Origin of the sequence: Thiomicrorhabdus indica (genome assembly GCF_004293625.1) — a bacterium.
Classification (GTDB): Bacteria; Pseudomonadota; Gammaproteobacteria; order Thiomicrospirales; family Thiomicrospiraceae; genus Thiomicrorhabdus; species Thiomicrorhabdus indica.
On sequence record NZ_CP033040.1, the window covers coordinates 1,645,331 to 1,672,284 of the forward strand.

At 40.7% G+C, this 26,954-nt stretch carries 33 protein-coding genes and 2 tRNA genes; 5 read left to right on the plus strand and 30 right to left on the minus strand.

Annotated elements, in window-relative coordinates; genetic code table 11:
* Positions 1 to 26: 26 nt before the first annotated feature.
* The 17 genes from D9T12_RS07075 to D9T12_RS07155 form a co-directional block, all read right to left on the minus strand.
* A complete protein-coding gene (locus D9T12_RS07075) occupies positions 27 to 323 on the minus strand; it encodes a rhodanese-like domain-containing protein (RefSeq protein ID WP_130537515.1) in 297 nt (98 codons plus the stop codon).
* Between the two features lie 110 nt (positions 324 to 433).
* Positions 434 to 934: a phosphatidylglycerophosphatase A family protein gene (locus D9T12_RS07080; protein ID WP_130537516.1), complete on the minus strand. Its 501-nt coding sequence runs from the start codon at positions 932 to 934 to the stop codon at positions 434 to 436.
* A 197-nt stretch (positions 935 to 1,131) separates the two neighbouring features.
* The gene (locus D9T12_RS07085) at positions 1,132 to 2,190 is read right to left on the minus strand and encodes a GGDEF domain-containing protein (RefSeq protein ID WP_165395057.1); all 1,059 of its coding nucleotides are present in this window, start codon (positions 2,188 to 2,190) and stop codon (positions 1,132 to 1,134) included.
* Positions 2,191 to 2,502: 312 nt separating this feature from the next.
* Positions 2,503 to 3,216, minus strand: a complete 714-nt coding sequence (locus D9T12_RS07090; RefSeq protein ID WP_130537518.1) for an SIMPL domain-containing protein — start codon at positions 3,214 to 3,216, stop codon at positions 2,503 to 2,505.
* Positions 3,217 to 3,479: 263 nt separating this feature from the next.
* Complete coding sequence (locus tag D9T12_RS07095; RefSeq protein ID WP_130537519.1) at positions 3,480 to 3,887, minus strand: GFA family protein; 408 nt, start codon at positions 3,885 to 3,887, stop codon at positions 3,480 to 3,482.
* Between the two features lie 277 nt (positions 3,888 to 4,164).
* Entirely contained in the window at positions 4,165 to 4,611 is a 447-nt protein-coding gene (locus D9T12_RS07100; RefSeq protein ID WP_130537520.1) for a hypothetical protein, read from the minus strand.
* Positions 4,612 to 4,847: 236 nt separating this feature from the next.
* Entirely contained in the window at positions 4,848 to 5,405 is a 558-nt protein-coding gene (locus D9T12_RS07105) for a GNAT family N-acetyltransferase (protein ID WP_130537521.1), read from the minus strand.
* 215 nt (positions 5,406 to 5,620) lie between these two features.
* Positions 5,621 to 6,022: a hypothetical protein gene (locus D9T12_RS07110; RefSeq protein WP_130537522.1), complete on the minus strand. Its 402-nt coding sequence runs from the start codon at positions 6,020 to 6,022 to the stop codon at positions 5,621 to 5,623.
* Between the two features lie 307 nt (positions 6,023 to 6,329).
* Positions 6,330 to 6,893 carry a hypothetical protein gene (locus D9T12_RS07115; protein ID WP_130537523.1) on the minus strand — a complete coding sequence of 188 codons (564 nt, stop codon included), beginning with the start codon at positions 6,891 to 6,893 and terminating at the stop codon, positions 6,330 to 6,332.
* Between the two features lie 145 nt (positions 6,894 to 7,038).
* Positions 7,039 to 7,452: a VOC family protein gene (locus D9T12_RS07120; RefSeq protein WP_130537524.1), complete on the minus strand. Its 414-nt coding sequence runs from the start codon at positions 7,450 to 7,452 to the stop codon at positions 7,039 to 7,041.
* A 509-nt stretch (positions 7,453 to 7,961) separates the two neighbouring features.
* Positions 7,962 to 8,327 carry a hypothetical protein gene (locus tag D9T12_RS07125; RefSeq protein ID WP_206199079.1) on the minus strand — a complete coding sequence of 122 codons (366 nt, stop codon included), beginning with the start codon at positions 8,325 to 8,327 and terminating at the stop codon, positions 7,962 to 7,964.
* Between the two features lie 231 nt (positions 8,328 to 8,558).
* The gene (locus tag D9T12_RS07130; protein WP_130537525.1) at positions 8,559 to 8,975 is read right to left on the minus strand and encodes a hypothetical protein; all 417 of its coding nucleotides are present in this window, start codon (positions 8,973 to 8,975) and stop codon (positions 8,559 to 8,561) included.
* 508 nt (positions 8,976 to 9,483) lie between these two features.
* Positions 9,484 to 9,702, minus strand: a complete 219-nt coding sequence (locus D9T12_RS07135; RefSeq protein WP_130537526.1) for a DUF6500 family protein — start codon at positions 9,700 to 9,702, stop codon at positions 9,484 to 9,486.
* A 131-nt stretch (positions 9,703 to 9,833) separates the two neighbouring features.
* On the minus strand, positions 9,834 to 10,373 hold the full coding sequence (locus D9T12_RS07140; RefSeq protein ID WP_130537527.1) for a DUF3916 domain-containing protein: 540 nt from the start codon (positions 10,371 to 10,373) through the stop codon (positions 9,834 to 9,836).
* 80 nt (positions 10,374 to 10,453) lie between these two features.
* The gene (locus D9T12_RS07145; RefSeq protein ID WP_130537528.1) at positions 10,454 to 11,170 is read right to left on the minus strand and encodes a hypothetical protein; all 717 of its coding nucleotides are present in this window, start codon (positions 11,168 to 11,170) and stop codon (positions 10,454 to 10,456) included.
* Positions 11,171 to 11,280: 110 nt separating this feature from the next.
* The gene (locus D9T12_RS07150) at positions 11,281 to 12,204 is read right to left on the minus strand and encodes a hypothetical protein (protein WP_130537529.1); all 924 of its coding nucleotides are present in this window, start codon (positions 12,202 to 12,204) and stop codon (positions 11,281 to 11,283) included.
* A gap of 102 nt (positions 12,205 to 12,306) precedes the next feature.
* Positions 12,307 to 12,753 (minus strand): hypothetical protein, encoded by a 447-nt coding sequence (locus tag D9T12_RS07155; RefSeq protein WP_130537530.1) that lies wholly within the window; start codon positions 12,751 to 12,753, stop codon positions 12,307 to 12,309.
* A gap of 152 nt (positions 12,754 to 12,905) precedes the next feature.
* On the opposite strand from D9T12_RS07155, the gene D9T12_RS07160 reads away from it, so the two are divergent.
* Positions 12,906 to 13,718 (plus strand): integron integrase, encoded by an 813-nt coding sequence (locus D9T12_RS07160; protein WP_165395058.1) that lies wholly within the window; start codon positions 12,906 to 12,908, stop codon positions 13,716 to 13,718.
* A gap of 337 nt (positions 13,719 to 14,055) precedes the next feature.
* Here D9T12_RS07160 and D9T12_RS07165 read toward each other — a convergent pair whose 3' ends face one another.
* From D9T12_RS07165 to D9T12_RS07175, 3 genes are all read right to left on the minus strand, one after another.
* The gene (locus tag D9T12_RS07165; RefSeq protein WP_130537531.1) at positions 14,056 to 14,325 is read right to left on the minus strand and encodes a type II toxin-antitoxin system RelE/ParE family toxin; all 270 of its coding nucleotides are present in this window, start codon (positions 14,323 to 14,325) and stop codon (positions 14,056 to 14,058) included.
* 12 nt (positions 14,326 to 14,337) lie between these two features.
* On the minus strand, positions 14,338 to 14,562 hold the full coding sequence (locus D9T12_RS07170) for a TA system antitoxin ParD family protein (protein ID WP_130537532.1): 225 nt from the start codon (positions 14,560 to 14,562) through the stop codon (positions 14,338 to 14,340).
* A gap of 188 nt (positions 14,563 to 14,750) precedes the next feature.
* The gene (locus tag D9T12_RS07175; protein WP_130537533.1) at positions 14,751 to 15,962 is read right to left on the minus strand and encodes an argininosuccinate synthase; all 1,212 of its coding nucleotides are present in this window, start codon (positions 15,960 to 15,962) and stop codon (positions 14,751 to 14,753) included.
* A gap of 119 nt (positions 15,963 to 16,081) precedes the next feature.
* Here D9T12_RS07175 and asd point away from each other — a divergent pair, with 119 nt between their 5' ends.
* The 3 genes from asd (at position 16,082) to D9T12_RS07190 (ending at position 17,855) form a co-directional block, all read left to right on the plus strand.
* Complete coding sequence (gene asd, locus D9T12_RS07180; RefSeq protein WP_130537534.1) at positions 16,082 to 16,966, plus strand: archaetidylserine decarboxylase; 885 nt, start codon at positions 16,082 to 16,084, stop codon at positions 16,964 to 16,966.
* Between the two features lie 9 nt (positions 16,967 to 16,975).
* Positions 16,976 to 17,314, plus strand: a complete 339-nt coding sequence (locus tag D9T12_RS07185) for a P-II family nitrogen regulator (protein ID WP_130537535.1) — start codon at positions 16,976 to 16,978, stop codon at positions 17,312 to 17,314.
* Positions 17,315 to 17,399: 85 nt separating this feature from the next.
* Positions 17,400 to 17,855, plus strand: coding sequence for a YqaA family protein (locus D9T12_RS07190; protein WP_130537536.1), 456 nt, complete (start codon positions 17,400 to 17,402; stop codon positions 17,853 to 17,855).
* A gap of 73 nt (positions 17,856 to 17,928) precedes the next feature.
* Here D9T12_RS07190 and D9T12_RS07195 read toward each other — a convergent pair whose 3' ends face one another.
* The 4 genes from D9T12_RS07195 to D9T12_RS07210 form a co-directional block, all read right to left on the minus strand.
* Entirely contained in the window at positions 17,929 to 18,762 is an 834-nt protein-coding gene (locus D9T12_RS07195) for a hypothetical protein (RefSeq protein ID WP_130537537.1), read from the minus strand.
* 63 nt (positions 18,763 to 18,825) lie between these two features.
* Positions 18,826 to 20,259, minus strand: coding sequence for a nitrogen regulation protein NR(I) (ntrC, locus tag D9T12_RS07200; protein WP_130537538.1), 1,434 nt, complete (start codon positions 20,257 to 20,259; stop codon positions 18,826 to 18,828).
* 57 nt (positions 20,260 to 20,316) lie between these two features.
* Positions 20,317 to 21,375 carry a nitrogen regulation protein NR(II) gene (glnL, locus tag D9T12_RS07205; RefSeq protein WP_130537539.1) on the minus strand — a complete coding sequence of 353 codons (1,059 nt, stop codon included), beginning with the start codon at positions 21,373 to 21,375 and terminating at the stop codon, positions 20,317 to 20,319.
* A gap of 10 nt (positions 21,376 to 21,385) precedes the next feature.
* Positions 21,386 to 21,655, minus strand: a complete 270-nt coding sequence (locus tag D9T12_RS07210) for a hypothetical protein (protein ID WP_130537540.1) — start codon at positions 21,653 to 21,655, stop codon at positions 21,386 to 21,388.
* Positions 21,656 to 21,878: 223 nt separating this feature from the next.
* Here D9T12_RS07210 and D9T12_RS07215 point away from each other — a divergent pair, with 223 nt between their 5' ends.
* Positions 21,879 to 22,646 (plus strand): hypothetical protein, encoded by a 768-nt coding sequence (locus D9T12_RS07215; protein WP_130537541.1) that lies wholly within the window; start codon positions 21,879 to 21,881, stop codon positions 22,644 to 22,646.
* A gap of 133 nt (positions 22,647 to 22,779) precedes the next feature.
* Here D9T12_RS07215 and D9T12_RS07220 read toward each other — a convergent pair.
* From D9T12_RS07220 to tolB, 6 genes are all read right to left on the minus strand, one after another.
* Positions 22,780 to 22,855, minus strand: a tRNA-Lys gene (locus D9T12_RS07220).
* A 75-nt stretch (positions 22,856 to 22,930) separates the two neighbouring features.
* Positions 22,931 to 23,006, minus strand: a tRNA-Lys gene (locus D9T12_RS07225).
* Between the two features lie 213 nt (positions 23,007 to 23,219).
* Positions 23,220 to 23,921 (minus strand): 7-cyano-7-deazaguanine synthase QueC, encoded by a 702-nt coding sequence (gene queC, locus D9T12_RS07230; RefSeq protein ID WP_130537542.1) that lies wholly within the window; start codon positions 23,919 to 23,921, stop codon positions 23,220 to 23,222.
* 50 nt (positions 23,922 to 23,971) lie between these two features.
* Positions 23,972 to 24,910 carry a tol-pal system protein YbgF gene (ybgF, locus tag D9T12_RS07235; RefSeq protein ID WP_130537543.1) on the minus strand — a complete coding sequence of 313 codons (939 nt, stop codon included), beginning with the start codon at positions 24,908 to 24,910 and terminating at the stop codon, positions 23,972 to 23,974.
* Positions 24,911 to 24,920: 10 nt separating this feature from the next.
* On the minus strand, positions 24,921 to 25,514 hold the full coding sequence (locus D9T12_RS07240) for an OmpA family protein (protein WP_165395059.1): 594 nt from the start codon (positions 25,512 to 25,514) through the stop codon (positions 24,921 to 24,923).
* Positions 25,515 to 25,607: 93 nt separating this feature from the next.
* Positions 25,608 to 26,903 (minus strand): Tol-Pal system beta propeller repeat protein TolB, encoded by a 1,296-nt coding sequence (gene tolB, locus D9T12_RS07245; protein WP_130537545.1) that lies wholly within the window; start codon positions 26,901 to 26,903, stop codon positions 25,608 to 25,610.
* Positions 26,904 to 26,954 lie beyond the last annotated feature (51 nt).

Consider the following 26,954-nt stretch of genomic DNA (forward strand, 5'->3'; position numbering starts at 1 on the left):
GCGCTTTTTTAAATTCATGTCAATGATTAAACATCAGGACACTGTCCCCAGGCCATATATGAACCTAGGTTATGCACATCAGAAAAGCCTTGTGAAACTAAAATCTGTAGTGCCATTTGTGAACGCTGACCTGAACGGCAATAAACAACGATCGGCAGAGATTTATCTAAACTTGTGTTTGCAGTACGATCAATATCTTGAAGGGGAAGATTCTTCGCTCCAGGAATACCGCTTTCTGCAAACTCTTCTGGCGTACGAACATCAACCAGTTGAGCATTTTGCTCTTTAATTAACTTTTTTGCATCTTCGCAAGGAATAAACACTTGTTATGACTCCCTATACACTATTTTCAAACTGTGGCTAATATACAGCAATTTCACAAAAAGACAAATATTAGAAACTACTTAAGTGTTACGTGACTTACGCAAAAGCACTAAATAAGCAATGCATAAATCGTCCAAATCGAAAGCGCAGCAAATAAAGCGGCCACAACATCATCTGCCATAATGCCAAAACCACCTTCCAACTCTTCATCCAACCACTTGATTGGCCAAGGCTTTACGATATCAAAAACTCGAAATGCGATAAATGCCACTATCCACCATTGCCACGTCTGTTCGGGCAATAAAATCAGTACAATCCAAATACCAATAAATTCATCCCAAACAATTCCACCGTGATCATGAACCCCAATAGCATCCGCCGATTTTTGGCAAATCCAGCTTCCAACTAACAGCCCAAAAATCAAAAGAACCCAAGCTGCCCATTCGGATAGAAGTAATATAGGCAAAAATAAAATCAAACCTGCTAGCGTTCCCCACGTTCCAGGAGCAGGATTCAGTAAACCAGAGCCGAAACCATACCCTAAAAATTGCGCAGGGTCTTTTACAATTTGTGAAAACAACGGAGGGGGGACTTTTTCTTTATGACTCATCTTTTTACAGGAACCCATCAAATTAAAGGTGCACACTATACCAAAGATTCACCTATAGATTAGGTCACCCATTAAACAATAGGTTAAAGAAACTCTAGCAATGGTATTACATCCAGAATAAACACTTTGAATCTATTAATCCCAATGAAAAGTCCATTTAATCTATTTATTTATCGCGGACACAACACGGAGTTACCTTACCCAAAACAAATACAATCTCTACCTTGTGATTTAGCTTTATATAATTGAATATCGGCTCTATGGACCGCAGAAGAAAGTTCTTCATTTTGATTTAAGGCAACCAAGCCAGCGCTAAAGGTTAGTTTTTGAGATTGAGGATCAAAAAGATTTAAGTTTTGGCTAAAATTCTCCAACAGATTCAATGAATCGTTGACTGGTTTTTTTAACAAAAGCAAAAACTCTTCGCCACCATAACGAGCTGTCATCCCTTCACTAGCGTCACTTGTAGACTCCAACTCCTTTGCAAATTCCACTAGAATCTCATCGCCGACTTGATGCCCAAATCGATCATTAAGACGTTTAAAAAAGTCCAAATCTAGGATAGCTAAACTATAGTCAGTTTTTTTATCAATATTCTCATACAATCGAGTAAATGCATTGCGATTATAAAGTCGAGTTAGAGGATCCGTTTCTGCTAGGACTTTCAATTGCTGAGCTAACCGGTCTGATTTTTCTCGCTGAAGTCGATAGCGTTTTCCATAGGTTTTCATAATAAAAACCGACATAGCAACAGTAATCACATAACTAAACATTAAATCTAACTGTTTCGCTTGTTCGCTTGGATATCGATAGATTAAATGATCCAGTCTTGTTTCACTAAAGACTAAAAAAGCAGGGACAACTAAAACCAGAGACATAAAAAAGTAGCGAGATTTTGGGTAGTCAGTTAACAGGTAACTTAAATAAAATGCTGCAATTAAAAAAAGTAACAAAGTTGGACCTTCAGAACCCCCATTAAAAATCCAATTGGCTGGCAATAGGACAATAATCACAATCGCCAGAAATAACAGCGACATGGTCAGAAACTGGCCTCTAAAACGTGAGAAGTAAAAAAGAAGAATATGTGCAAAACCGACAGCAACCAAAGCGATATTAAATTCAAAGGGTGCGGTTAAAAAAACAGTATTGAAAACCGCGGCGCTTAGATACATGAGAATACCGGCTAAAAGCAATATGTGATGAGTATATTCTTGGGGACGTTCTGGATCACCCAATAACCACTTAAGTTTATTCAAAATAAAGCCTTCACGAAAACAAGGGTCACAACAGCGACTATTTACAAAGCCACATCCTATATTGGCACAATCGAAACAAACAGCCGAACGAAAACTTGATTTAGTACACATCTCTAAACTGGTAAATTCAAGCCAACGTATTCTGCTTCAACTTAAGATACATAACAAGGCATTGACCACAAAAAATAAAAGGAATTATTGGAATGTAAATTTAGTACGTTTGACTTAGCCACGTATCAAACTAAAATCCATACTGAGTAACAGTACATTTCTACATGGGAAGAACAGCTCTTCAGCTTGACTAAATTGCCTTTAATCTGACAAATAGTATTCGACAGTAGTGACCACACGAACTTTCTTAATATGCGGATTGTTTTTATCACGATCCGAGATACTAAATTGCCCTTGAGAAGCTCTTTTGATTTTTCCAAGCTTACTTTGAGAGTCTAGTGCAAACTTTTCTGCGACCTCTCTCGCTTTTCGAGTCGCCTCTTCAATCATCTCAGGCTTTACTTCGTTTAATCGAAGAAAGTTATAATCGGTTTTGGTTTGGTAGTTTCCACCTGTAAACACAATCCCTTGCTTTCCTAACTCGGAGAGTCTGCTCATGACATTCCGAACTGTCGTAATATTCTCAGAATAAACCGTTACGGTCTGAGAAGCGGTATAACGAAATTCTGCATTCGCATTATTGCCATATTGCTGGGCGGATTTGTCTGTAATTGAAGGAGACGAAAAGCTAACCTCATCGGATTTAATGCCATTTTCAACAAGAAACGACTGAATTTTTGACGTATTCCTATCCATTTCATCGTAAATCGATTCAATATCGTTACTTGCAACCGTATATTGGATTGGCCATATAACGATGTCGGCGCTAAACTCTCGCTCCGACAATCCTTTTACAACGACACTTCTCTCATACTGTTTAAACTCTATCGCCGCAAGGCCTAAAAGATAACCAAGTGTTGATAGCCCAAAGAATATAAATATTCCTAATATTAAAGCACCAGCATTCTTATTCACAACACTCTCCTTTTAGGTATTGTTCTTAACAAGAACCTTCATATTACCATGACCCAACGATTTTAATTTTTTGTGGATGCCTCTCAAGTTAATTGCAATGATTACACTGCATCAGGCAGCTAACAAACACCATATTCCACTCAAGGAATCTAGTGCGACAGGGAAGATACCCAAGTATATGGTCGCTGCAATAAGAAGACCAACATGCCTTAAATGCTTGTTTCCATAGGCTTCACGGAATAAATGAGCTTTGCTATATAGTTTTATGCTTGCGGCAAAGCCTTAATCATGGGAATTTTATGAAGGTCTTTATCCCAATTTGCTTTGCTCGAAATAAAAATGTGAGCGGTAGGTATGATGGGAATAGCACAATCAAGGCTTCCTGCAGGAACCACAAGAAGTTCATTTTCCAATTGAATATTTGGAAGTGCCGATCCACAAATTGAGCAAAATGATTTGCTGTGTTGAGTTGAAGGTAATGTAAAGTTTGTTACTTTATCGACTCCTGACAACCATTTCAATTTGGCAGAAGAAGAAAAAAGATTGGCTCCATGCGCTGAGCCTGTATCTTTTCGACACCGACTACAATGGCAAAGGTAAAAATTATCAAAATCACCTTCTATTTCGAAAGTGACCTCACCACAAAGACATGACCCTGACTTTTTACTCATAGATAAAACTCCCAATGATTGTGATTTATACCGGCCGGTATGCAAAGAATGCTTTATTCAGAGGCTTGTCCGCTGTAACGGTTTATTAACGGCCTTAGACTTAATCCATTATTTTACGGGGATACCCCACTCTTCCAATGGAGTAAAAATTCACCAGCCACGGAGTATTCGGTTAAAAGCAATAAAAAACAACAAGGTACTTATTCAAGTTCCTATCCTTATGAAGTTAGTCGCTGTGATAACAGCAGCGCATTCACACGCCCGACTGCATAAATTGTTAAGCATTTTTACCACTCAAAACTGACCATTGCTGCCAAGTGCCTACAGCAAAAAGGCCACTAATCAACAAACAGATAGCAGAACTAATTAACCAAAATGTCAGACTGTTTTCTGGAAAAATTGGCATTAACCCTACAAAGAAAACGCCACGAATTAGAAATATACCGGTAATAAGGATGAGCGCTAATTTTGTAAGAGGTAAACGTTTAATGACACCAGCACCTGACAAACCATAAATGGCCCAAACCAAAAGTATCAAGGCAATAAAAGAAGTAACCACTGTAGGAAACCAAAGCCCCTGCTCTGCCATCCGCGCCATTTGTTCACCTGCACCAAAGAAACGATACCAATCGCCTCCGAAAACAATACAGCCAAGATGAGCAAGTACAGCAGCAAAGCAACATATGGCCGCTGCTATTAGATATTTATTACTGGAAGTGTGCATTTTTCCTCTCCAAATGCCTAACGTGGTGGAAATAACCTCGCGTACGGAAAATTTTAATTTTTCGGGTGTGAAACTCGTCAGGTTGATTGCATTGTTATGAGGAGCGCAAGCGATTCATGGCATTGCAATCTATTAGCGCCACCCCGTTATGAGTGACCGCTTGCGGTCGCTCGTAACACCTGTATAAACGGCGTCCGGTGGAGGCCCATCGGGCCGGAACGAATTTGATGCACTTGTTAGGCTTTTATATCCCACTGTTCTCGTCGTAACCGGTAAAGTACATGAGGCCGCAAGTGGCTATTTTCAGGCAAGCTGGGATGCTCAAACTGGCCACTGTAATTCATGCCTATGCGCTCCATGACCCGACGCGATCGCTGATTGCCAACTGTGGTAAATGAGACAATCTCTGGAAGCTCTAACTGTTGAAACGCAACGTTTAGCGCACCACGAGCAGCCTCTGATGCATAGCCTTTCCCCCAGTGGACTGACGATAACCGCCAACCTATCTCGACACAAGGAGAAAAAGGCAACGTTGCAGTGGGTACGTGTAGTCCACAAAAGCCAATAAACGGCTCGGCACCCTTGACTTCGACTGCCCAAAACCCCCAACCTCGCTGCTTTATGAGTGAGCGAATTTTCTCCGCCATCTCAGTACTTGCTTGGCCGCTCAGCGGTTCGGGAAAGTACTCCATGACCTTTGGATCGGCGTTCAGCAAGGCGAACGGCTTGAAATCACTTTCTTGCCATTGCCGCAAACACAGCCGTTCGGTCTCAAATTCTATTAACTCTGCCATAACAGGGTGTGCCTTGTTTTTGAAGCCTAACGGGGTGGCGAAACACGCCAGGTTGATTGCTTTGTTAGACTGCCGCAGGCGGTCTGACAAGGGAATCGATTAGCGCCACCCCGTTATGAGTGACCGCTTGCGGTCGCTCATAACGCTTTATTTAGGGGCCGTAGCTGCGAAGTAGCGCTGGTCCCAGCCTTTTTGCAATCGACTACAATTATTTGTTATTTGTTAAAATGTAACTTGAATTGGCCACAATAAGTTAATGATGAATTGGAAACTGGTGTTTCTTTTAAAGGGAAGCCTCCTAAAGCCTGCCCATAAATCAGCACAAACACATTCGCCCCACCAACATTCTCTTTTATATGAGCTATATCGGAGGCCGCAACTCCTATATTGGAGAGATATTGAAAATCTAAATCAACCGTTTCGATGAAGTCTTCATCTAAATATGAGTCAATATTCTTTAGCAGTTCATGGGATGGATTCCGATCTTCCCAAGCTGCGTACTCTTCATCAGAAACTGATTCATCTGGTTCTGGCTCCCATTGAGGCTGAGAGTAGAGGCAGGCTGCTTCAATATTTTCAAATTCCCCAGAAAATACGTAAACAAACATTTCTTGCATAGCTTGACGCCTCCCATACTACATAACGGGGTGGTGATAAACTGCGTGGTTTCGCGCAAAGAAATTTTTAATTTTTCGGGTGTGGAACACGTCTGGTTGCCTGATAAATCATCTTAGATTAAATTGTCTGCAAGGCTTCTTTTTTACTTTGAAAAATCATCAAATGTCTTAACAGGGGTATCACTGACTTCTTCAAACGTATATATTGCTTTCGTAATGCCTTTAATCTTTGATAAATTAATTGGCTGAACTAGCTCAAGTTATCCAACCCAACTTACATCTTCAGCCAGTTACTTTTTTATCTATCTCATTTTAACTTTGCTGGATCATAGTCAAGAAAAAAGTCTTCCATAGAATAAAATTTGCGTTTTGGAAAAATCTCACCATCTTCCAGTTTAGTTTCAAAAAGGCTACTATCAATGCAACCATCTGTTGTTCCATCTATCATCATAAATAAACTCCCTAATATGTTTTTTTGGGATTCTCGTATAACTCTCAAGAGGTCATTTTCATTAATACCTTTATCATAAAGGTTTTTTAGTGATTTCAAGGTACCATCCAGATCAGACTCGTCATAAAAATCCAGAACTCCTTGATAACGTTCTTCCAAATCAAGATTTGGTTTTACAGTTCGCTCCAGCCAACCACTTTTCATAGTTGGGCTGATAACATCAGTCCAGCTAAATCTCATAAACTGCGACATTTCAAAAAACGGAACGTCAGACTGACTCTGACCAGTAATATCATTCTTTATCTCTTCGAGATTTCTTTTATCCAAATTTAATCTTTCCAGATATTGAATATGATCTATTACCCATTCAGGTAAATTATCCAGTTCAGGTAAATTATCCAGTTCAGGTAGATTATCCATTTAAACCTCCATGTTAAATTTAATTTTTTGAATCACAGGGTGGCCATAACTAGCTCGGTTACGGGCACGCAAATTTTAATTTTCCTAGGTGAAAATATGGCCAGAATTCACCATCATTATCGCAGTCAACAATTTTCTATACGTCTTAATTGTCATGCAGCCAAGGTGCGTAACTAAAACCGATCAATACGTTCTCTGGACTCATAAATCTAGCGACGGTTTGCCCCCAAGGTTCTTGTTTAACCTCATGAACAAATACCTGTCCTGCAGACTTTAATTCTTCCACCGCTTGTTTGACTTCTTCTGGGCTATCAAACTCAAATTCGATTGTTGATGTGGGTTCTGGGAAATTCTCCGGCCATTCATTACTGCCAAAACATGTTTGTGCAGCCATAGAAAGAGGCCAAACACCAAAATGATTGCTACCCGGGAATTTGTCCGTAAATAGATAATCATCTTGAGCCTGTAAGGGAAGCCCTAAAGTCTCTTTATAAAGAGAGCTGCTAGCTTGGGAGTCTTTCGTAATCACTGCATAACCGGCAATTGACTGTATTTTCATTCTTCATCTCTGCAATATTAGGGTTGTATCGTCTGCAAGGGAAATACCATATAAAACTGTAGTTTTGCAATATTAACGAATACTTTATAACAAATTTCCCTCTAATAATAAAATTAAAAAACAAAAAAAGGCGCTGGAGAAACTCTCTGCGCCTTTTGATTTATCCCAAATTTTTGGTTGATGCTGGCTTTCACCAGAATGACACAATCAATGGGTTATTTTCCGCGTTTTTTCGCTGCCGTGCGTAAACGTAGTGAGTTCAGTTTAATGAATCCTTCTGCGTCTTTATGATTGTATGCACCACCATCATCTTCAAAGGTTGCAGCCTAGAGTGAAGGCCTGTTTTTTAGGTCGTAGCTCGAGGCTGTCAATGTTGATTTTATTGTTAGGCATTTTCTAAAGCATTGATAATAGGTGACCAATTGTTTTTTCTTGAATGGTCATCGTCAGTGAATAGCTTTAAATCATGCCACCTAAAACCCACTTCTTTTTTTCTTGATCCGTCTCTTTTAGGAGTTTTCAATATAGCTTGTATAATTATTTTGTACTCTTTCAGCTAGAGTGTCGTATTCATATATGAATATTTCTGGCATTCCTTGTTCTTCTAAGTTTACTAAAGCAACAAACAGATCAGGATTGTTCTGTTTGATGGTTATGTCTTTCCCCAGCTTCCAACCCTGTGTGTTTCTTATTGAGCGGGTTTTTACTTGGATGACGATTGATTTGCTTCCATTTTGCTTCGATGCAACTACGTCAAACAACGGATTGTTTTTTGGTGTGAGTAATGCCAAATAACCTATGCGGCATAATTCAGCGCATACAAAATATTCGCCTGCGGTTCCTACTAAGTTGTTTGAGTTGAATTCCGTTGTCATTATTATTGCCTAACGACCAAGTTCACCGGCGGCAATGGAGCGTAGCGGTTGCCGTCCGGTGTAGTGCCTTGTTATGTTTTTAATTTGTATACTTTAAAGTCTGCGGAGAAGGTTCCAGCTGCTGTGATGACTACTTGATAACCCCCTATCTTAAAAGCACTTCCTGGATCTACATCCTCGATTTTAAAAGGATCACTTCCAGGAATAATGACACTAGCTGATACTTTGTGTCTAAGGGGGAATACCTGTGTAGTTTGTAGCAATAACCGTAACTTCTATTTCACCATTGAAAAAGCTGCCAGTATTCTGAGTTGATATAGATATTTCTTGGCTTTCATGGGCTCCAGATATCTGTGAATTAGTAGCATTGTCTAATTTTGATTGAATAGTTTCAGTAGTTGATGTTGGTGAGTCCGTATTAGCAGATATTGTAGGCTTTTCACGAGAGGAGAGCAGCTGAAATTTTAAAGACTCAGCCTCTTCTGATATTTTATTGACCTCAATTCTTAACGAGTCTCTCTCCTCTTTGATGACACCTGTAAGAGCTTCACTTTTCCCTTCCCCTACAGAATAATCCCACATCCAAATAGCCGCAGCTGTTGCAAATGTGACTAAGCCAGATAGGCCCGATTTAATTACTTGCTTCATACTTTCCTTAAAGCATAACGCCGTGCTAAGGGGCCGTAGCTGCGGAGGTCCCTGTGAGCGAAGCGAACGAACTTGAGCACCTTGTTATAGAAATCAAATTCCACACAAGGCCCGATAAATAGAGGAAAAATGCTGGAAACCATACCGCCTGCACTTTCCCTGTTTCAAACCGCCCCATACCAACCGGCACGCTACCGCCAGGCCCGGCGCGCCAACCGATGGCACCAGGATTGATGTGACCCAGCGGACGCAACCACTGGACCACAACCGAAGCACTCAAGACCGAAACCTCCCAAAGCCTCTGCCACTACCCAAGCCTTCAACCGCACCGAGAACACTGGCACTATTTCGCAGCTGCCACATCACCTCGCTATGGCAACCATAAAACCACAGGCTGCCCGATTTACATAACGCCTTAATTAACAGGCAAAATTTGGTTGGCTAAAATACGAGCGAAGCGAGATAGCCAGCCGTATTTTGTCCTTGTTGATTAACTTGTTATATGCCCCTACAACCCAGCTAGAATCATTTCTTTAATTTTATGAGCTTTTACGAAATGATCTAATTTATGAGTTTGAATCCACCAAATGGCGGCTTCCATGAGCAACTCAGGATTATCATTTTTATTTGCGAAAAATGCGTAAAATGACAAGCCAACATTATCACCTTTAGCGGATATTTTTTGATCACAAACCTCTATGATTTTAGCTCTTAACTCTTCTTTCATTATTTACTCGTTCTATTAATATTCACAAAACTCTAAAGGCATATAACGCCCGGCTAACCGAGCAAATTTTGTTGGCGGCTTTTTTTGGTACAAAAAAGGTGACAATAAAATTTGTCCGGTGGAGCCGCTTGTTAACAGTTTTTTGATGCACAAACATACCAATTTGTTGTATACCAGTCTGTTGTTTCTTCGCCATCGTAATCTCGGTTCATAAAATTAACCAGCTGTACATCAATGCTTTTTGGTACGTCGAATGGAATACCTTCTAGGCCTATAGTTTGAGGAATACGTTTTTGCCATTCATTATCTTTTTCGTAAAAACCTTCACGATAGGATTCATCGAAAAATATAATGATGCTTGAACCGTGAAGATCAGGCCAAGTAAGTATTAGGTCAATATTAACCGCTAAGAACTCCGAAGGTTTTGCGGAATGTAGATTTTCATACGCCTTAAACATTGCAGCAATAGCCCTGTTTTGCCACTCTTTCGTAGTTGTCGGTGGATCAACTAAACGGTCAAGAACAGGAATCTTATAATCAATATATCTTTCATCGCTGTATTCTAAAGGAAAGTACCCTTCAAACTGACCCGCCCATGCATCAAGTGCTTTTAAGCGCCTATGTGAACCTCGAACCTTTTGTTTTGGCCGGTTAAAACTAATTTGTCGCATAATTTTCTACTGTTAACGCCCGGCTCAGCGGGCAGTTTTTGCGCAGCAAAACTGATCCGCTGCAGCTGTTTGTTAAATTGCTAACTCAGTTCTTCAATATCACCAGATAAGAACTGATCAAACTGGATATCTTTTATGCTCTGTAGTTTTTCTTGATATTTCTTTGCGTCGAGAAACCAGAAGCTTCTTCCACAAGGAGTGCCTGAACGGCTTGGTTTTGTGTTGAACTTTGTCTCTAAGAAATATTTTTCACCGAGTCGATAGCCTGTAGCACTAACTACTCGCTTGTCATTTTCCTTAGCAATTTCGTCCAATGTTTCCTGAGTTGCTACCTTTTGTAGTCTTGAGCTTGTTTCCCAATTAACAGGCCAAGCCTTACCGGCCTGATCTACTACTTCAACTTTATATATCTCAGTGATGGCTATACCATTTGGAAGTGAAATACCAATTTCCGTTTTTTCACCTTCACCAAGTTTTATTTTTTGTTTCGGCTCTTGATGCCAAAGCCAGCGTCCTTTCTTGTGGTGCCAAGACTTGATAAGCCTTTGCTTCCAATCTCTTGGCGTAATGAAGTATTTAATATTATCAATTGAAACTGGTCTTCTACCGATGGAGCGTACAGTTAATTTGTGCAACGTCCGACTTGGCGAGTCAAAACCAAAAGATGACTCACACAGCAGTTTGGCCTTATCCAAACCGTGTTGCCTAAATCTCAGCCAAAGCCCTAATAGGCCAGCAACGGTGCCTATTGTCCCGGTCACCGCACCCCATATTGCGAGCACTTCGGTTTGACTCATAACTTTCCTTGCAATTTAACGGAGTGGCGATAACCTGCGTGGCTTCGCTGAAAAAAAATTGAAAATTTTTTGTAGGTGAAATACGTCAGGTTGATTGTTTTGTTATGTGCTTATGGCAGCAAATTTTCATATTTTTTTGGTAATAAAGCAAACTCACCCCAACCTAAGTCCTTAAAACACAAACCTGTGCCATTTTCACTGACTGTTCCGTATGCAACTAGGATACGCCCAACAGAGTTATCAGTAATGCCGTGACTTTTTTGATGCCTATCTTTTAATTTTAGACAAAAATCTTGGACGCCATTTTGGTTATTTTCTAAATACGTCATCCTGATGTTATCCGGCCTCTTATGCTCACCTAGATGCGTTGTAGTAACAATTTTTCCGTAATATAGTTTGGGGGAGTCATCTTCCTCACTGATGTCTTTAACATTGTGGAGTAAATCTAATAATCGAATTGCATGCTTTTGATTTGAGAAGAAGAAGTATTTATATAGATTTTCATCAAATTTTCGGCATATTCCAGCAACAGTGGTTATTTTACTTGGAAGCTTAAATGACTCACCATTATGGCAAGATATCGGGGTGTTTGAAATTGGGCCAGCGACATCTTCTACTGGAGTTTCATCATACTCTCCAGCCGGTTCTTCAGGAAGCTCCGGTTTCTCCGTGATAAAGCTGTTTACAATTACTAAATTTTCATCATCGATTGCTTTTTGGGCTTCTTCATATGAGTTGTATCGCTTTCCTTCTGGCTTCTCTGACCTCAAGTCACAATCAACTTCTTTATAAGCAGGGAGGTGGCCAAAATAAGCCTCTCTACCATTTGAAAAGTGGTCTTTGTCTTTTGGGACTCGATTTAGGTTCGTGAAGCAAACGGGGCAAAATATATTGCCCTCCATTTCTTTCTGATACTCGGAAGGTTCTTTTTTGAGAGCGTCAGCCTTTAATTTCTTTGGGTTGCCTTTTTCGAAGCTCCAGCCCTTAAGGTACAGAGCATACCTAATTCTTCTCTTTGATTCGTTCGCACTCACTTTGAATATGCCTCCATTTTTGGCACATAACGTTTGGGTTCAGCCGACGCTATTTAGCGTAGCCGAAGGCGGAGCGAAATAGCGGTCGGCTGGAACCCATTGTTATGCTGTAATTTGTTCAATGGTCACCTTGCCAGCATTTGAATAAACACCAAACTCTATAAAATAGGCGTACTGATATTCTAGTTCTCTCATGTAGCCTCGCAATTTTCTCCGATCGATGTTTCGATCTACACTGCTACTTTCTTTCTTGATTTCAATGACTAAGAAATTATTATTCGTCGATCTTTTGTGTGCAATGATGTCTGGAAAGACAGTTTTGGCATCTTCATCTTCTTGATCAGGATAGAGCTCCATGTGCGCCAATCTCTTGGGTTCTATTCCATCTCGATTGTATTCCACATCCACTTCATACTCTGGCAATTCCGCTTGAAGATGAAATGCGAGCTTTGCAGAGATAGATCTTTCGTTAGCATTAACCTCCATAAGATAGATGTCTTTCTCTATCAATGTAGCAATCGCGTTATCTAATGCTGTGATGGTACTCATAGTGCGGATTTTTCATTTTCAGGCATATTTGCCTGATTATTTAATATTACTATTGTTTTCAGGCAGATTTGCTCTGGTATTAATACAAACCTGTTAAATAGACGTTTATCTTGTATTATGAAGCTAATCATGCTCTAAAAACAAGTAGTTTTATGAATACTACCGCAAGTAAAAGTCTATTACTAGATGAAATGCGTATTACTTTACGTCGTGAGGCCATGTTGCAAGATTCGTCAGGAAAGGTAGAACAATTTTTAACTTATTTGGCGGTGGATCAGAATGTTGCTCCATCTACACAAAATCAAGCTTTAAATGCGTTGAGTTTTTGTTATACAAAGGTATTAAACGCACCTTTTATCAATGTGAAGGCCAGTCGTTCTCGCAAAGAACCTAGAATTCCTGTGGTGTTGACCAAAGAGGAAGTTGCTGAAATTTTAACTGTAATGGAAGGTTCGGCTGGATTGATTGCAAAGTTACTTTATGCAGGCGGTTTGCGAATTAGCGAAGCGATTCGCTTACGGGTGCAGGATATTGATTTTGGGTTTAAGCAAATCACCGTGCGTGATGGCAAAGGTAAAAAGGATCGTGTGACTCCCTTAGCCAACAACCTTATTCCACTTTTAGAAACTCAGTTACAAAAGGTGAAAACCCTTCATCAACAGGATTTAAACCAAGGGTATGGCTCCGTTTATTTGCCTTATGCATTGGCTAAAAAGTACCCGAATGCCGAGTTTGAATTGGGTTGGCAATATGTCTTTCCAAGTAATCGTTTAGCCGAAGATCCAAGATCTGGAAAAATCCGCCGACAGCACAGCGATCAATCCGTTATCAATAAAGCGATCAAAAAAGCCGTTAAACAATGCCGTATTAACAAAAAAGTAAGTGCACACACGTTTCGTCATTCTTTTATGAAATACATCCATGTATTTCACCCTTTGGGTCAGACTTTGTCTGTTCAAATTTGATCCAATCAAATTTGTGCCACCCACCTGCTACAAACAGGTACGGATATCCGCACGATTCAAGCACTACTCGGGCAAGGCGTTATCAGTCCGTTAGATCTTTTATAAAGACCGGCAATTTATTTCCAGAAACAAAAAAGGCGCTGAAGTTTTCTCTCCAGTGCCTTATTGATAACGATTCAGAGATTCCGGCTTTCGCCGGAATGACACAGTATTTCGATTATTTGCGGCATTTTTTGGGTGTTATGCGTCCTGATAAAGCCTTCGGCGTCTTTGTGGTCGTAAGCGCCGCTGTTGTCTCCAAAAATTTAGCGGTTTTATGCAGATTATTCGTCTATTCCTACTTCAAATCGCGATAAAAGTTTTCATGACTGCCCTGCGATAACATCAGTAAACATGGGATGTCATCCATTATTCGATAGGCTAACAGGGTTAATTGATTTTGCATTTTGAACTTATAAACACGAACACCCACCAAGTCTCCTTTCTTTAACTCACCCAATTCTGGCTGCTTAATCAGTGCTTTGATGGCCTTGTCTAACTCGCGTTTTTGGTTTGGGTGAAGCTTTTTGACAGCTTTTTCAAAACGCCTGGTTTGCTGTATTTTCATCGTTCGTGCACTTTACGAATCAAAGGTGTATTCGGTCAGTTGTTCAGGATCTTTACTTTCCTCTATTGCCAAGAGGGTTTCCTGAATAAAACTAAACGGCAAATCCGGGTTTTCTTCCACTAATTTTCCAATACGGCTCCAATACTCAATTTGCTTTGGAACAGAACGATGTGTCACCGCAGCATATAGCTTCGCTTCTTTGGCAAGGCTGTCGGATAATTTTATTGCAACAGACATATTTTCATACCTCGAAAAAATCTAAGATACCATTATCAAACCAAAAGAAACCTTTTGCAACCTTTGAAAAGTTATTGAATAAAATGACGCAAACAAAAAAAGCGCTGGAGATTTACATCTTCAGCGCTTTTTTATTTCCCAGGTTTGTGAGAGATTCCGGCTTGCGCCGGAATGACACAATCAATGGGTTATTTTCCGCGTTTTTTCGCTGCCGTGCGTAAACGTAGTGAGTTCAGTTTAATGAATCCTTCTGCGTCTTTATGATTGTATGCACCACCATCATCTTCAAAGGTTGCAATCGCTTCATCAAACAAGCTGTTTTCTGAAGTACGACCCACACAAACCACATTACCTTTATAAAGCTTAATGCGAACATTTCCTGAAACATTTTCTTGCGACTTGTCGATCATTGCTTGCAGCATTTCACGCTCAGGAGCGAACCAGAAACCGTTGTAAACCATTTCGGCATATTTTGGCATTAGCTCATCTTTCAAGTGCGCAGCATTACGGTCAAGCGTAATGGATTCAATCGCTCGGTGTGCTTTTAGCATAATGGTACCGGCCGGTGTTTCATAACAACCACGCGCTTTCATACCGACAAAACGGTTTTCAACCAAATCATCACGCCCGATTCCGTTTTCACCACCAACTTTGTTCAAATATTCCATTACAGTTGCTGGGCTCATTGCTTCGCCATTGATTGCAACAATGTCACCTTTTTCAAAACCAATATCCAGATAAGTTGGTTCATCTGGAGCGTTTTCTGGTGAAACCGTCCATAACCACATGTCTTCTTCCGGCTCATTTGCTGGATCCTCAATAATGCCGCCTTCATAAGAGATATGAAGCAGGTTGGCATCCATTGAGTAAGGTGACTTTTTACCTTTTTTCTTCTCAATCGAAATATTGTGCTCTTCCGCATACGCCATTAGTTTTTCACGAGACATTAAATCCCACTCACGCCATGGTGCAATAACCTTCACGTCCGGCATTAGCGCGTAAGCGTTCATTTCAAAACGCACTTGGTCATTCCCTTTACCAGTGGCACCGTGAGAAATTGCATCGGCGCCCGTTTCTTGCGCAATCTCAACCAAACGCTTTGAAATCAACGGACGAGCGATTGACGTTCCTAGACGATATTCACCTTCATAGATGGCATTGGCACGCATCATTGGGAAAACAAAATCACGAGCAAACTCTTCACGCAAATCTTCAATGTAAATTTCTTTAATGCCCATTGCTTTTGCTTTTGCACGCGCTGGTTCAATCTCTTCACCTTGACCGATATCGGCCGTAAAGGTTACGACTTCGCAGTTGTACTCTTCCTGCAACCACTTAGCGATAATTGAAGTATCTAAACCACCTGAATAGGCTAAAACGACTTTTTTCACATCTGACATTTGCGCTTCCTTATAAGTGAAAATCTGTTAAATCTTTAAAATTGCGCGGATTATACCGTAAAATCCATTTTCAATATAGTGATGCGCACGTCGAATCAACCGTGAATAAAGGATAGTCCATGACAAAATTTCTCGACTTTTTTAAGGTGACACCACAATACCTTATTCCAAAGCATTTTCTGTCAGAGTTGATGCATCGGTTTATGCAAATTCGTGTGAAATGGATTAAAAACGCTACCATAAAAGCCTTAACGAAAATTTATGGCATTAATATTTCCGAGGCGGCAGACGAGAATATTGAGAATTACGAGCACTTTAATGCATTTTTTACTCGTGCTCTGAAAGAAGATGCGCGTCCGATTGATGCAAACCCCAATGCATGGTGTTCGCCGGTAGATGGTTTAATCAGCCAATCCCACCACATTCATCAAAATACGCTAACACAGGCAAAAGGTCACGAGTACACACTTGAAGCGCTTGTGGGCGGTGATATTGAGTATGCAAAAACCTTTCAGAATGGTGATGCAATGGTTATTTATCTTTCTCCAAAAGATTATCACCGCATCCACATGCCAAGCGACGGAAAGTTGTTGTCCATGACCTATGTGCCGGGTGATTTGTTTGCAGTCAATCCAGCAACGGTTCGCAATGTGGAAGGATTGTTTGCACGTAACGAACGGTTGGTTTTACGCTTTGAAAACGAACATGGGCCATTTTGTTTGATTATGGTCGGTGCTATTTTCGTGGGTTCTATGGAAACAGTTTTCGCTGGAAAAATCACACCAGACTATCAACCGACTCTTTCTCATTGGGATTACTCAGAACAAAACTTGAACTTTGCCAAAGGCGATGAGATTGGTCGTTTTAACATGGGTTCAACCGTAGTTTTACTTACTCCGGAAAATCACTTACCAGAATTAGGTAAAATCACGCCAAATACCCCTATTCAAATGGGTCAACATCTGGCAGACTATCCAAATACGCAATCCAATGAGATGAATTGAGGAAACACAATGAAACTGATTACTGCCATTATTAAGCCTTTTAAACTAGATGATGTTCGTGATGCACTGCATGCCATCGACATTCATGGAATGACGGTCACCGAAGTAAAAGGTTACGGTCGTCAAAAAGGCCACACTGAAATGTACCGTGGCGCAGAATATGTCGTCGATTTTCTACCAAAGTTGAAATTAGAAATCGCTGTCAGTGAAAGCATTGTGGATTCTGCCGTTGAAGGAATTATTCAAGCCGCGCAAACCGGAAAAATCGGTGATGGTAAGATTTTTGTTACAAACATTGAACAAACAATCCGTATCCGTACCGGTGAATCCGGTGACGAAGCTTTGTAAGCTTCAGTTTATTTTGTCCTTTCTACCGGCCGGTATCTTTTCTTTTGTACCATTTGTTACCGGCCGGTAAACATCTTCTCTCTACATGATTATTGAATTCCTGACGCTCTTTGCATTGGCGTTCGCCTCTGCAACCTTGCTACCAGGCGGTTCTGAAATCTATCTCAGCCAGTTAGTTTTACAAACGCTTGATGAGAACTACTCTCCTACATCTCTACTGACAATCATTTGGTTGGTTGCAACAGTTGGCAACACTTTAGGGAGTGCTTTAAATTACGCCTTAGGGCGATACTTCCTGCACTTTCAAAAACGCAAATGGTTTCCCGTTTCAGACAAGCAGTTACTGAAATCACAACATTGGTTTCAAAAATATGGCCGCTGGAGCTTGTTAATGTCATGGGCACCGATTATTGGCGACGCACTTACACTCCTAGCAGGCATCATGAAAATTCCATTTTGGACATTTTTTAGCTTGGTGTTGATTGGTAAAGGATTTAGATATGCCTTTGTGATTGCATTGGTCGCAGGCTTTATTCAATAAAGTGAAAATAATGGAAACTTGTGAAAGCACATCATTTAAGAGTTATGAAAGAGTGATTAGGATTTGATCGGTGTTAAAAATTCAAGTACGAAACGCCAACATGATTGGTTTGCGAGAATTTTTGGCTAATCTCTCCTTTAGGAATTAAATTCCAGTCCCAACTTTTTTTGACCGGCGGGTAGGAAACTCCCCACCAAGGATCAATTTTCTCGATTTCTCCAGTCTGTATATTCATTTCTCGATTTTCTCGATCAGCAATCAAACAAGCAACTGCCGAAAATTGAGACAAATAATTCAAATGATTTTGGATAATTTCATGTCCAATTGCTTGCGCCTGCACATCATCAATTTTTTGGTGTTTTATTAACCAACGAACCGGAATCAGGGGCAATTGCGTAATGAGGTTTAAGGAGATAATTAAATCAACTTCAGAGTCATTTAGCCAAAAATTCGGCTCAGAGATACGAGTTTTTCCATGATAAACCTTAGATAAACTCTCGGTCACATCATGCTCAATCAATTGAATATTGGAATAGAGTTTTATCTTGTTTCGAGCGGCCGGTAAAAATACCAAATCAACCAGTAAAACTTCTTGAAAGGCCTGACTCAACGCTTGCAAAGGAATGTCATTTAAACTGCCGGCACCTAAAACAATCACTTTTTTTAATTTTGGTTTTTGCTCAGAATCATGCTCTAACCCGCCGAAAACTTTATGTTGAGCTTTGCCAATCGCTTCATGAATGGATTGCTGACAATTCGCGTAATGCGATTGCCAAGTCGCTTGACAACGATTTGCTCGGGCAATCATTGCAATCCCTTCTTTCAGGTACCCCATTGGTTTAATAAATTCATACTTCACCGGAGTACGATAATATTGGATGATTTCCCAAATCATAATTTTGTTCAACCAGCTCCATTCATTCTAAACAACGCTTAACATAGCTCGCTTGACAGTTTAATCGATACGAGTCTAATCGATACCTAGGGCTTGGGTTTTACGCGTCAAAGTGTTTCGCCCCCAGCCTAGCAATGCAGCAGCTTTTTGGCGATGATTGTGACTGGCATTCAGTGCAACTTCAATCAAAACCCGTTCAAACTCTTTTTCCGCTTCGGTATGCAAACCTTCTCGACCTGTTGAAACAAAATTTTCTGACCAGACTCGCAGTTTTTCTTGCCATGTCTCAGCCTCATCAGATTCCTCTGCAAGACTTGGTGGTTGTTGTAATTCCAGCGGTAAATCTTCTAAATAAACGGTCTTATCAGGTGCCATAATTGTTAACCAAGTACACAAACTTCTTAATTGTCGAACATTCCCCGGCCAAGGCAAGGTCGATAAAAATTGCAAAACTTCTTTACTAAAGGTTTTCTCTTCCAAGTTCAAGCCTTTGGCCTCAAGTTCCATATAAAAACGTAACAACAACGGAATGTCTTCACGTCGTTCTCGAAGCGCAGGAATTTTTATGCGAATGATGTTTAGACGATAAAGTAAATCCTCACGGAAATGCCCTTCTCGCACCAGTTTTTCCATATTTTGGTGCGTTGCAGCCACAATACGGACATTAGTCGTAATTGGATTTTTGCCACCCACGCGAAAAAAAGTTCCATCATTTAAAACTCGCAGTAAACGCGTTTGTAAATCCACCGGCATATCACCGATTTCATCTAAAAATAATGTTCCGCCATCAGCTTGCTCAAAACGTCCGATACGTTGGGTTTGCGCACCGGTGAACGCACCTTTTTCATGGCCGAATAATTCTGATTCCAGCAAATCTCTTGGAATCGCAGCGGTGTTCAAAGCAACAAACGGCCCTGAAGAGCGAGGGCTCAATTCATGTAAAGCTTGCGCAATCAGCTCTTTACCAGTTCCAGTTTCCCCATTAATTAATACCGTTACATCCAGCTGTGAAACACGCCCTAGAATACGGAAAACTTCCTGCATAGCAGGTGCTGCACCGATAATATTCAAGGGTTGTTTAGCAGATTTTTTAGGCTTTCTCGGACGAGAATTTCCACCAGAAAGATGGCGTTTAATCGCCCGTTCAATCAAAGCAATGGCTTCATCAATATCAAACGGTTTAGGCAGATACTCAAATGCTCGACTTTGATAGGATTTAACCGCTGTATCCAAATCAGCATGGGCGGTCATAATAATGACTGGAATTTGTTTATCTCGATCATGAATGGCTTCCATGAAGGTTAACCCATCCATTTCCGGCATACGAACATCCGAGACGATAACGGTCGGCGGATAATCTTCAAACGCTTTTAATGCGTCTAATGGAGACTCAAAAACCTTAACATCATAAGGTTTTTCTTCTAACGCTGTTTCCAAAACCCAGCGAATCGAAGCATCATCATCAACCAACCACACCGTCGGCGTGATGTCATATTCTTGTTCAGCCATATTTTTTTCCTTAGCTTTCTTTTGCTTAGCGATGAACTCTCAGAGAAATTATTGTCATCAGTTCCCTTGCTTTAAGGGTAAATAGACATTGAATACTGTGTTGCCGGGCTCACTCTCAGCAACGATTAATCCTTCATGCTGGCGCAACACATTTTGTGAAACCGGCAATCCTAATCCAGTCCCCTCTTTTTTGGAGGAAACCATTGGGAAGAAGATTGAATCGAAGACTTCTGGTGGGATACCTTTACCTTGGTCAATCACGCTGATGCAAGCAACTAATGGATAGGTCTGAGTGCCGAGAGTAAACTTGTGCTCAACTCGAGTTCGCAATGTCAAAACTCCACCGCGCTCTTCCATTGCTTGAATGGCATTAATCACCAGATTTAACAGCGCCTGAACCATGGCTTCAAAATCCATTTTGACTTCAGGAATACTTGGGTCATAGTCAAGTTTGACATACACATTAGGCGGTTTATCTCCCTCGATAATCTGCAAAACATAGCGAATTAATTCATGTACGTTATGCATGGACTTCTCGCTGCTGCCTTTAGGTCCCAACATACGATCGACTAGGTTTCGTAATCGCAAAGCTTCTTTTGAAATAATTTCCAAAAACTGCACAGACTTGTCTTCTTGTTGAGTTTCAAGACGCTTTTGCAAAAGTTGCGCCGCACCCATAATACCGGCCAGAGGATTTTTGACTTCATGTGCAAGCGTACTGACAAGAAGGTTTCCGGCCTCATATTGATGCCAACGCTCATCTTCCTCTACAATTCGATGATGCCGCTCTGTGTTATAAAGCTCAAACAACCAACCAGCTTGGCCATCTAATTCATAAGGTGAAATTGTGCAACTCACGCGGATTTTAAAAAGATCAACCGGTTCGATCACATATTCATGAATGGTGATTTTTTTCTCTGACGCGATCTGAATATCTTCTAGCAAATTGGGGAGTAATTTTTGCCAATGCTGACCAACAACACGATTGGGGCTTAATTGAAAAATTTCACTCGCCGAGACATTCATGAACTGAACGATCTGATTGGAGTCAATCCAAATAACTGCGGTGGTCAAACCTTCTAAAACTTCTTTAAAAAACAGTTCCGACTTAGCCATAAAGCCACCTCTACGAATTTTCAGTTGGGCTTGGCTGTGCCATCATTTCACGAATAACATCTGGATCAGGAAAAGACACGATATAAATCAGCATGAACAAAACAACAAACACCCATCGGGCTAAACCTTGAAATTGCAATTTTGGAAGGCTAATCACAGCAATCGCCAAACCAGATACGATGCCACCCACTGCGTTTAAAGTGGCTGCCAGCATCGCAAGTAAAGCGCCAAATGCCATCAAATAATAATGCCAAGTAAATTTAGGTCTTGGTTTTTCCATAACCACCTCGTGTAAAACGACTCTTGTTGAAATAAATTATCTGTTCAAAATATCTGATTATTGTACTTTAGAAATCGGCTAATTATGGCGGCTTTTACTCAGATTCTCCTCTCTTTTTCTTAATTATGGTTCATGTTGCACAAGTTAAGTGCAATACAAAAAGTTTCTACCGGCCGGTAATTTTTATACAATCGTCAAACTTTTCATTTAAAAGGGAAATACTATGAAAAACACCGTCGTTGTGATTGGAATGGGTGAGCTTGGCAGCGTGTTTGCACGTGGTTTTTTACGCTTGGGGCATCCAGTCCAAGCAATTACTCGAGCGATGGATATCAACTCCATGGCAAGTGAAATTCCAAACCCTGAAGCCATTCTTGTATCAGTAGGAGAAGCAGATATTGCACAAACTTTGCAATCCATTCCAGCTAATTGGCAAGACAACTTAATTCTCTTGCAGAATGAATTGTTACCTCGTGATTGGCAAGCAGCAAATTTGCCCACACCAACCGTTATTTCGGTCTGGTTTGAAAAGAAAAAAGGCATGGATTCAAAAGTGGTCATGCCATCACCAATTTTCGGTAAACATGCAAAACTGGTGTTTAATGCCCTAGCACAAGTCGATTTACCCAGCTTTATTGTTGACTCCGAAGAAGAGCTGCTTTTTGAATTGGTTAGAAAAAACTTATACATTCTGACAACGAATATCGCAGGACTTGAAACAGGTGGAACCGTTTCACAATTAGCCGAAAACCATGCAGATGTAATGAAAGCCGTTGCCGACGATGTGTTAGATATTCAAGACTTTTTAACCGGCCGGTCAAATAATCGTGAAGAGTTAATGCAAGGTTTGTTGGAAGCGTTTAATGGTGATCCAGAACATGGCTGTATGGGGCGCTCTGCTCCAGCTAGACTCAAGCGTGCGCTTGCTATTGCCGACAAAGCAAATCTTCAAGTGTCCAAGCTAAGACAAATTGCTCAAGACAAACTTTAAACTTATTACTCAAGCGTAATTCATGTAATGAATTACGCTCTATCAAACTTACCGGCCGGGTAACGTTATGGTAGTGGTTATTTTAGACAATAAAAAACCCCGTTAAGATTTCTCTTAACGGGGTTTAAATATATGGTGGGTCGTGAGCGATTCGAACGCTCGACCAATTGGTTAAAAGCCAACTGCTCTACCAGCTGAGCTAACGACCCATATTGTAATGAAAACGCATTTGCTCAAAATTTGTTTTCGCAAGCCTCAATGATTAGAAACTTGTTTATTCCAAATGGTGGGTCGTGAGCGATTCGAACGCTCGACCAATTGGTTAAAAGCCAACTGCTCTACCAGCTGAGCTAACGACCCGTTTGGAATGGGGCGTATTATACAAGTAACGCTTATGCCTGCAAGGTTTTTTTTACATTTTTTTGAAAAAAATAAGTGTTTAATTTACAGGCTTTTTAAAGCTTTTCAAAAATCAATAAGTTACAAAATATTACAAAGGTTTGCGCTATTCAGGAGAGAGCGCTGGAGTGTGATTCATAAGCTTTGCAAGCATCACTGAATCTAAAACAATACTTAGTTAGTTTGATAAATTGTTGGATCAGACACACCAGCGTCTGCAAATCCTTGCTTACGGAGACGACACGAATCACAAATACCGCACGCTCTGCCCTCTCCATCCGCCTGATAACAAGAAGTCGTCAGAGAATAATCCACGCCTAATGCATTCCCTTGTTGAATTATCTGCCCTTTTGTCAAATGCATTAGCGGTGCTTTAACAGAAAGTTTATGACCTTCAACCCCTGCTTTCGTTGCCAAATTCGCCATGGCTTCAAAAGATGATATAAATTCTGGTCGGCAATCTGGATAGCCAGAATAATCGACCGCATTCACACCTATAAAAATATCGTTGGCTTCAATCACCTCAGCAAGCGCAAGAGCATAAGATAAAAACACGGTGTTCCTAGCTGGCACATAAGTCACAGGAATAGCATTTTCTTCCACGCCACCAGTCGGGACATCAATAGAATCATCTGTCAAAGCAGAACCACCGATATTGCGCATATCAACCTGCATCACACGGTGCGTTTTTGCGCCAAATTGTTTAGCCACATTTTCAGCGGCCTTTAACTCTGAACGATGACGTTGACCATAATCAAAACTCATGGTGTGACATTCATACCCCTCTGATTGCGCTATTGCAAGCACGGTTGTTGAATCGAGCCCACCAGATAGAAGGACTACAGCTTTTGGAAGAGTTTGAGAGTTATCAGCCATCTTAATATCGGTTGTTTTATTTTGAGTAATTTATAAGAAACGTTTAATAATTATTGAAGCTTATCTAATCGTGATTGGGCATTTTCAGCTGCTCGGCTTCCCGCATAATTTTTAATAATATCGCGGTAGAGTTTTTTTGCCGCATCCATTTGATTCAAGTTTGTTAATGCATCAGCCAAGCGCAATTTAGCATCACTGCCCTTACTGGCATCTGGATAGAATTTAACCACTTGTTCAAAAGACTGTTTAGCCATTTCATTATCTTTAAGGATATATTGCCCCTCTCCAGCCCAATACCACGCATTCGGTGCAAGCGAACTTTCAGGATGTTTTTGCGCAAAATCGATAAAAGCTGCAATGGATTCTTTGTATTTTGATTTTCGCATTAATTCAAAGGCCGACTGATACGCAGCATCTTCAGATTCTGTTGCCAATCGAGTTTTTACCGGTCCAGTTAAAGACGCGACAGTTTTAGTTGATCCAGTTGGAGCACTCTGTGTTTTTGTACCAACGCTAGCATTCTGTCCCACTGGCACAGATGTTTTTTGTTGCGCAACCAGATTCTGATCGTTATTTAAGCCATTTGAAAGGTTACCGGCCGGTAAAGATGCATTAGAACTTTGAGCTTGTACCAACAATTTCAACATAGATTCCATCCGCTCAAGCTTTTCAGCTTGAGCACTTTGTTGTGCTTCAAGTTGATTCAAACGCTGTTCCAAATCGTTATTTGATACTGCACTACTTTGCTGAGGAAATTTGTGCTGAATTAAATCCAAGCGATTCTGAACCGATTGTAATTCCCGCTTTTGCTGATTTAACTGCTGGCTCAACTTGAGTGTAACCGGATTATTCGCCATGCGCTCCAAACGTTCGAGTCTCTGTTCTACCGTTAAAGCAAATGCTGAACTTGAGAAAACACTTGTGATGACCGCTATCGTCATCGACTGCTTTAGTGTTTTATTAAAGATTGAATTGTGATTACTGCTCATGAATCAATGCCTAACGTATTGTGATTTCAACTCGACGATTTAACTGCCAAGCCTCTTCGGTTTTTTCAAAAGCCACGGGATACTCTTCGCCATAACTATTCGCTTCAATTCGAGAAGCCTCAATACCAAGTGCCGTCATTGCATCTTGAACAGCCTTTGCACGTCTTTCACCAAGCGCAAGATTATATTCCGGTGAACCACGCTCATCGGTATGCCCTTCCAAAATCACACGCTTGTTTGGATTTTGAACCAAAATATCCGAGAAGAATTGTACCTTCTCAAGACCTTCTGGAGTTAAATCAAATTGGTCATAACCAAAATAGATAACGGGTTCAAAGCCGTCTTTTGCATCCAGTGATAGTTGATCAGAGTCCATTCCCCCTGAACCAATTTCCATAGAGGCAATCCCATCTTGATTGACACCACCGATTTGCACCTGTGCGTCACCATTACCTAATTCAGATCCATTCAGGCCAGGAGCTGTATCAATGTCAGACATTTGAGAACCATTTGCCCCAGTGGCGTTAGGATTTTGAGGCGGAGTACTACAAGCAGTAAGACCTGCAATAACAAATGCAATCGAACCTAATTTAAACAAAGACATAAATTTATCCTTAGTTAACACGTTAATATACATGTATTAAATAATTAAAAACCTGATGAAAGCAACCTGATAAATAGGGTGTCACTCATCTTGTTAATCTAAATAAGGCCCCCAAGCCGGCTCACGAACTTCTGCATTTTTAACTTGTAGTGTTTGCGAAGTTTTTCCCTCAACCGATACAACCGCTAACTGGCCTCTGCTTCCCTTATTCATTGCGTAAAGAATCATTTCACCATTTGGAGCAAAGCTAGGTGATTCATCTAAAAAGGTATCCGTCACAACACGTGTCAGACCTGTTTCATTATCTTTTAGGGCTATGTGGAAACCTCCGCCTCCACGAACAACAGCCATGTAACGTCCATCAGGAGAAATATCCGCATTGGAATTATAGCGGCCTTCAAAGGTCACACGCTTTTCCTGACCAGATGCTAAATCCACTTCAAATATTTGAGGTTGTCCACGACGATCTGAACTATAAAATAATGATTGTCCGTCTTTCGCCCAAACGGATTCTGTCTCAATTGCAGGGTTTCGTGTAATTTGGCGTAAAGACCCTGTTGTGAGGTCCTTAATATAAATGTCTGCATTACCTCCTTTGGAAAGCGTCATCGCTAATTTTTTTCCGTCAGGAGACCAAGCTGGTGCACTGTTGATTCCTTTAAACCCGGCAACTTTTTCACGGTAACGACCATCCAAGCTTTGCACAAAAATTTCCGAACGACCATTTTCAAAAGAGACATAGGCAATTTTCTTACCATCAGGAGACCAACTAGGTGACATAATCGGTTGTGGTGACTTCAGAATAGACTGGGGATTTATTCCATCTGAGTCGGCTATTTCCAAAGTAAAGAAACGTCCATTCGTTTTGCGTTGAACCGTCACATATGCAATACGAGTGTTGAAGGCGCCACGAATCCCCGTTAATTCCTCATAAACCAAATCACTGATCATATGCGCCACTTTGCGAAGATGTCTTTCTGGCACATTTGTCCAGCGATGACCAAATACTTGAACACGTCTTAATACATCCATAAAGCGCATATCAACCTGGTATTTACCATTTGGCAGCTTAGAAACATTACCAAGAATCAAATTATCAACACCTAAAGGACGCCATTCTTCATACACAACTTCTTTCGGTTCAGTTGGATTACTCGGTAAAGCATTTCGATCAGCCGGTTTAAATAGGCCACTTCGTCGTAAATTATCCGCAACAATTTGAGCTATATCTTGTGGAACCACCCCTCGAGCATCCGTACCGAAAGGAATTACAGCAATCGGAGTCGCATTATCAAAACCGTCGGAAATTTCAATCGTCAGAACGGCCTTTGCTTGAAACGATACCAGCAACAACCAAGCAAATACGCTTAACCCAAGAAATTTTCTCATAGCTTTTCCTTAAATTTAGTTGCGTTAATTTCTCGCTTAAAACCTGGTTAG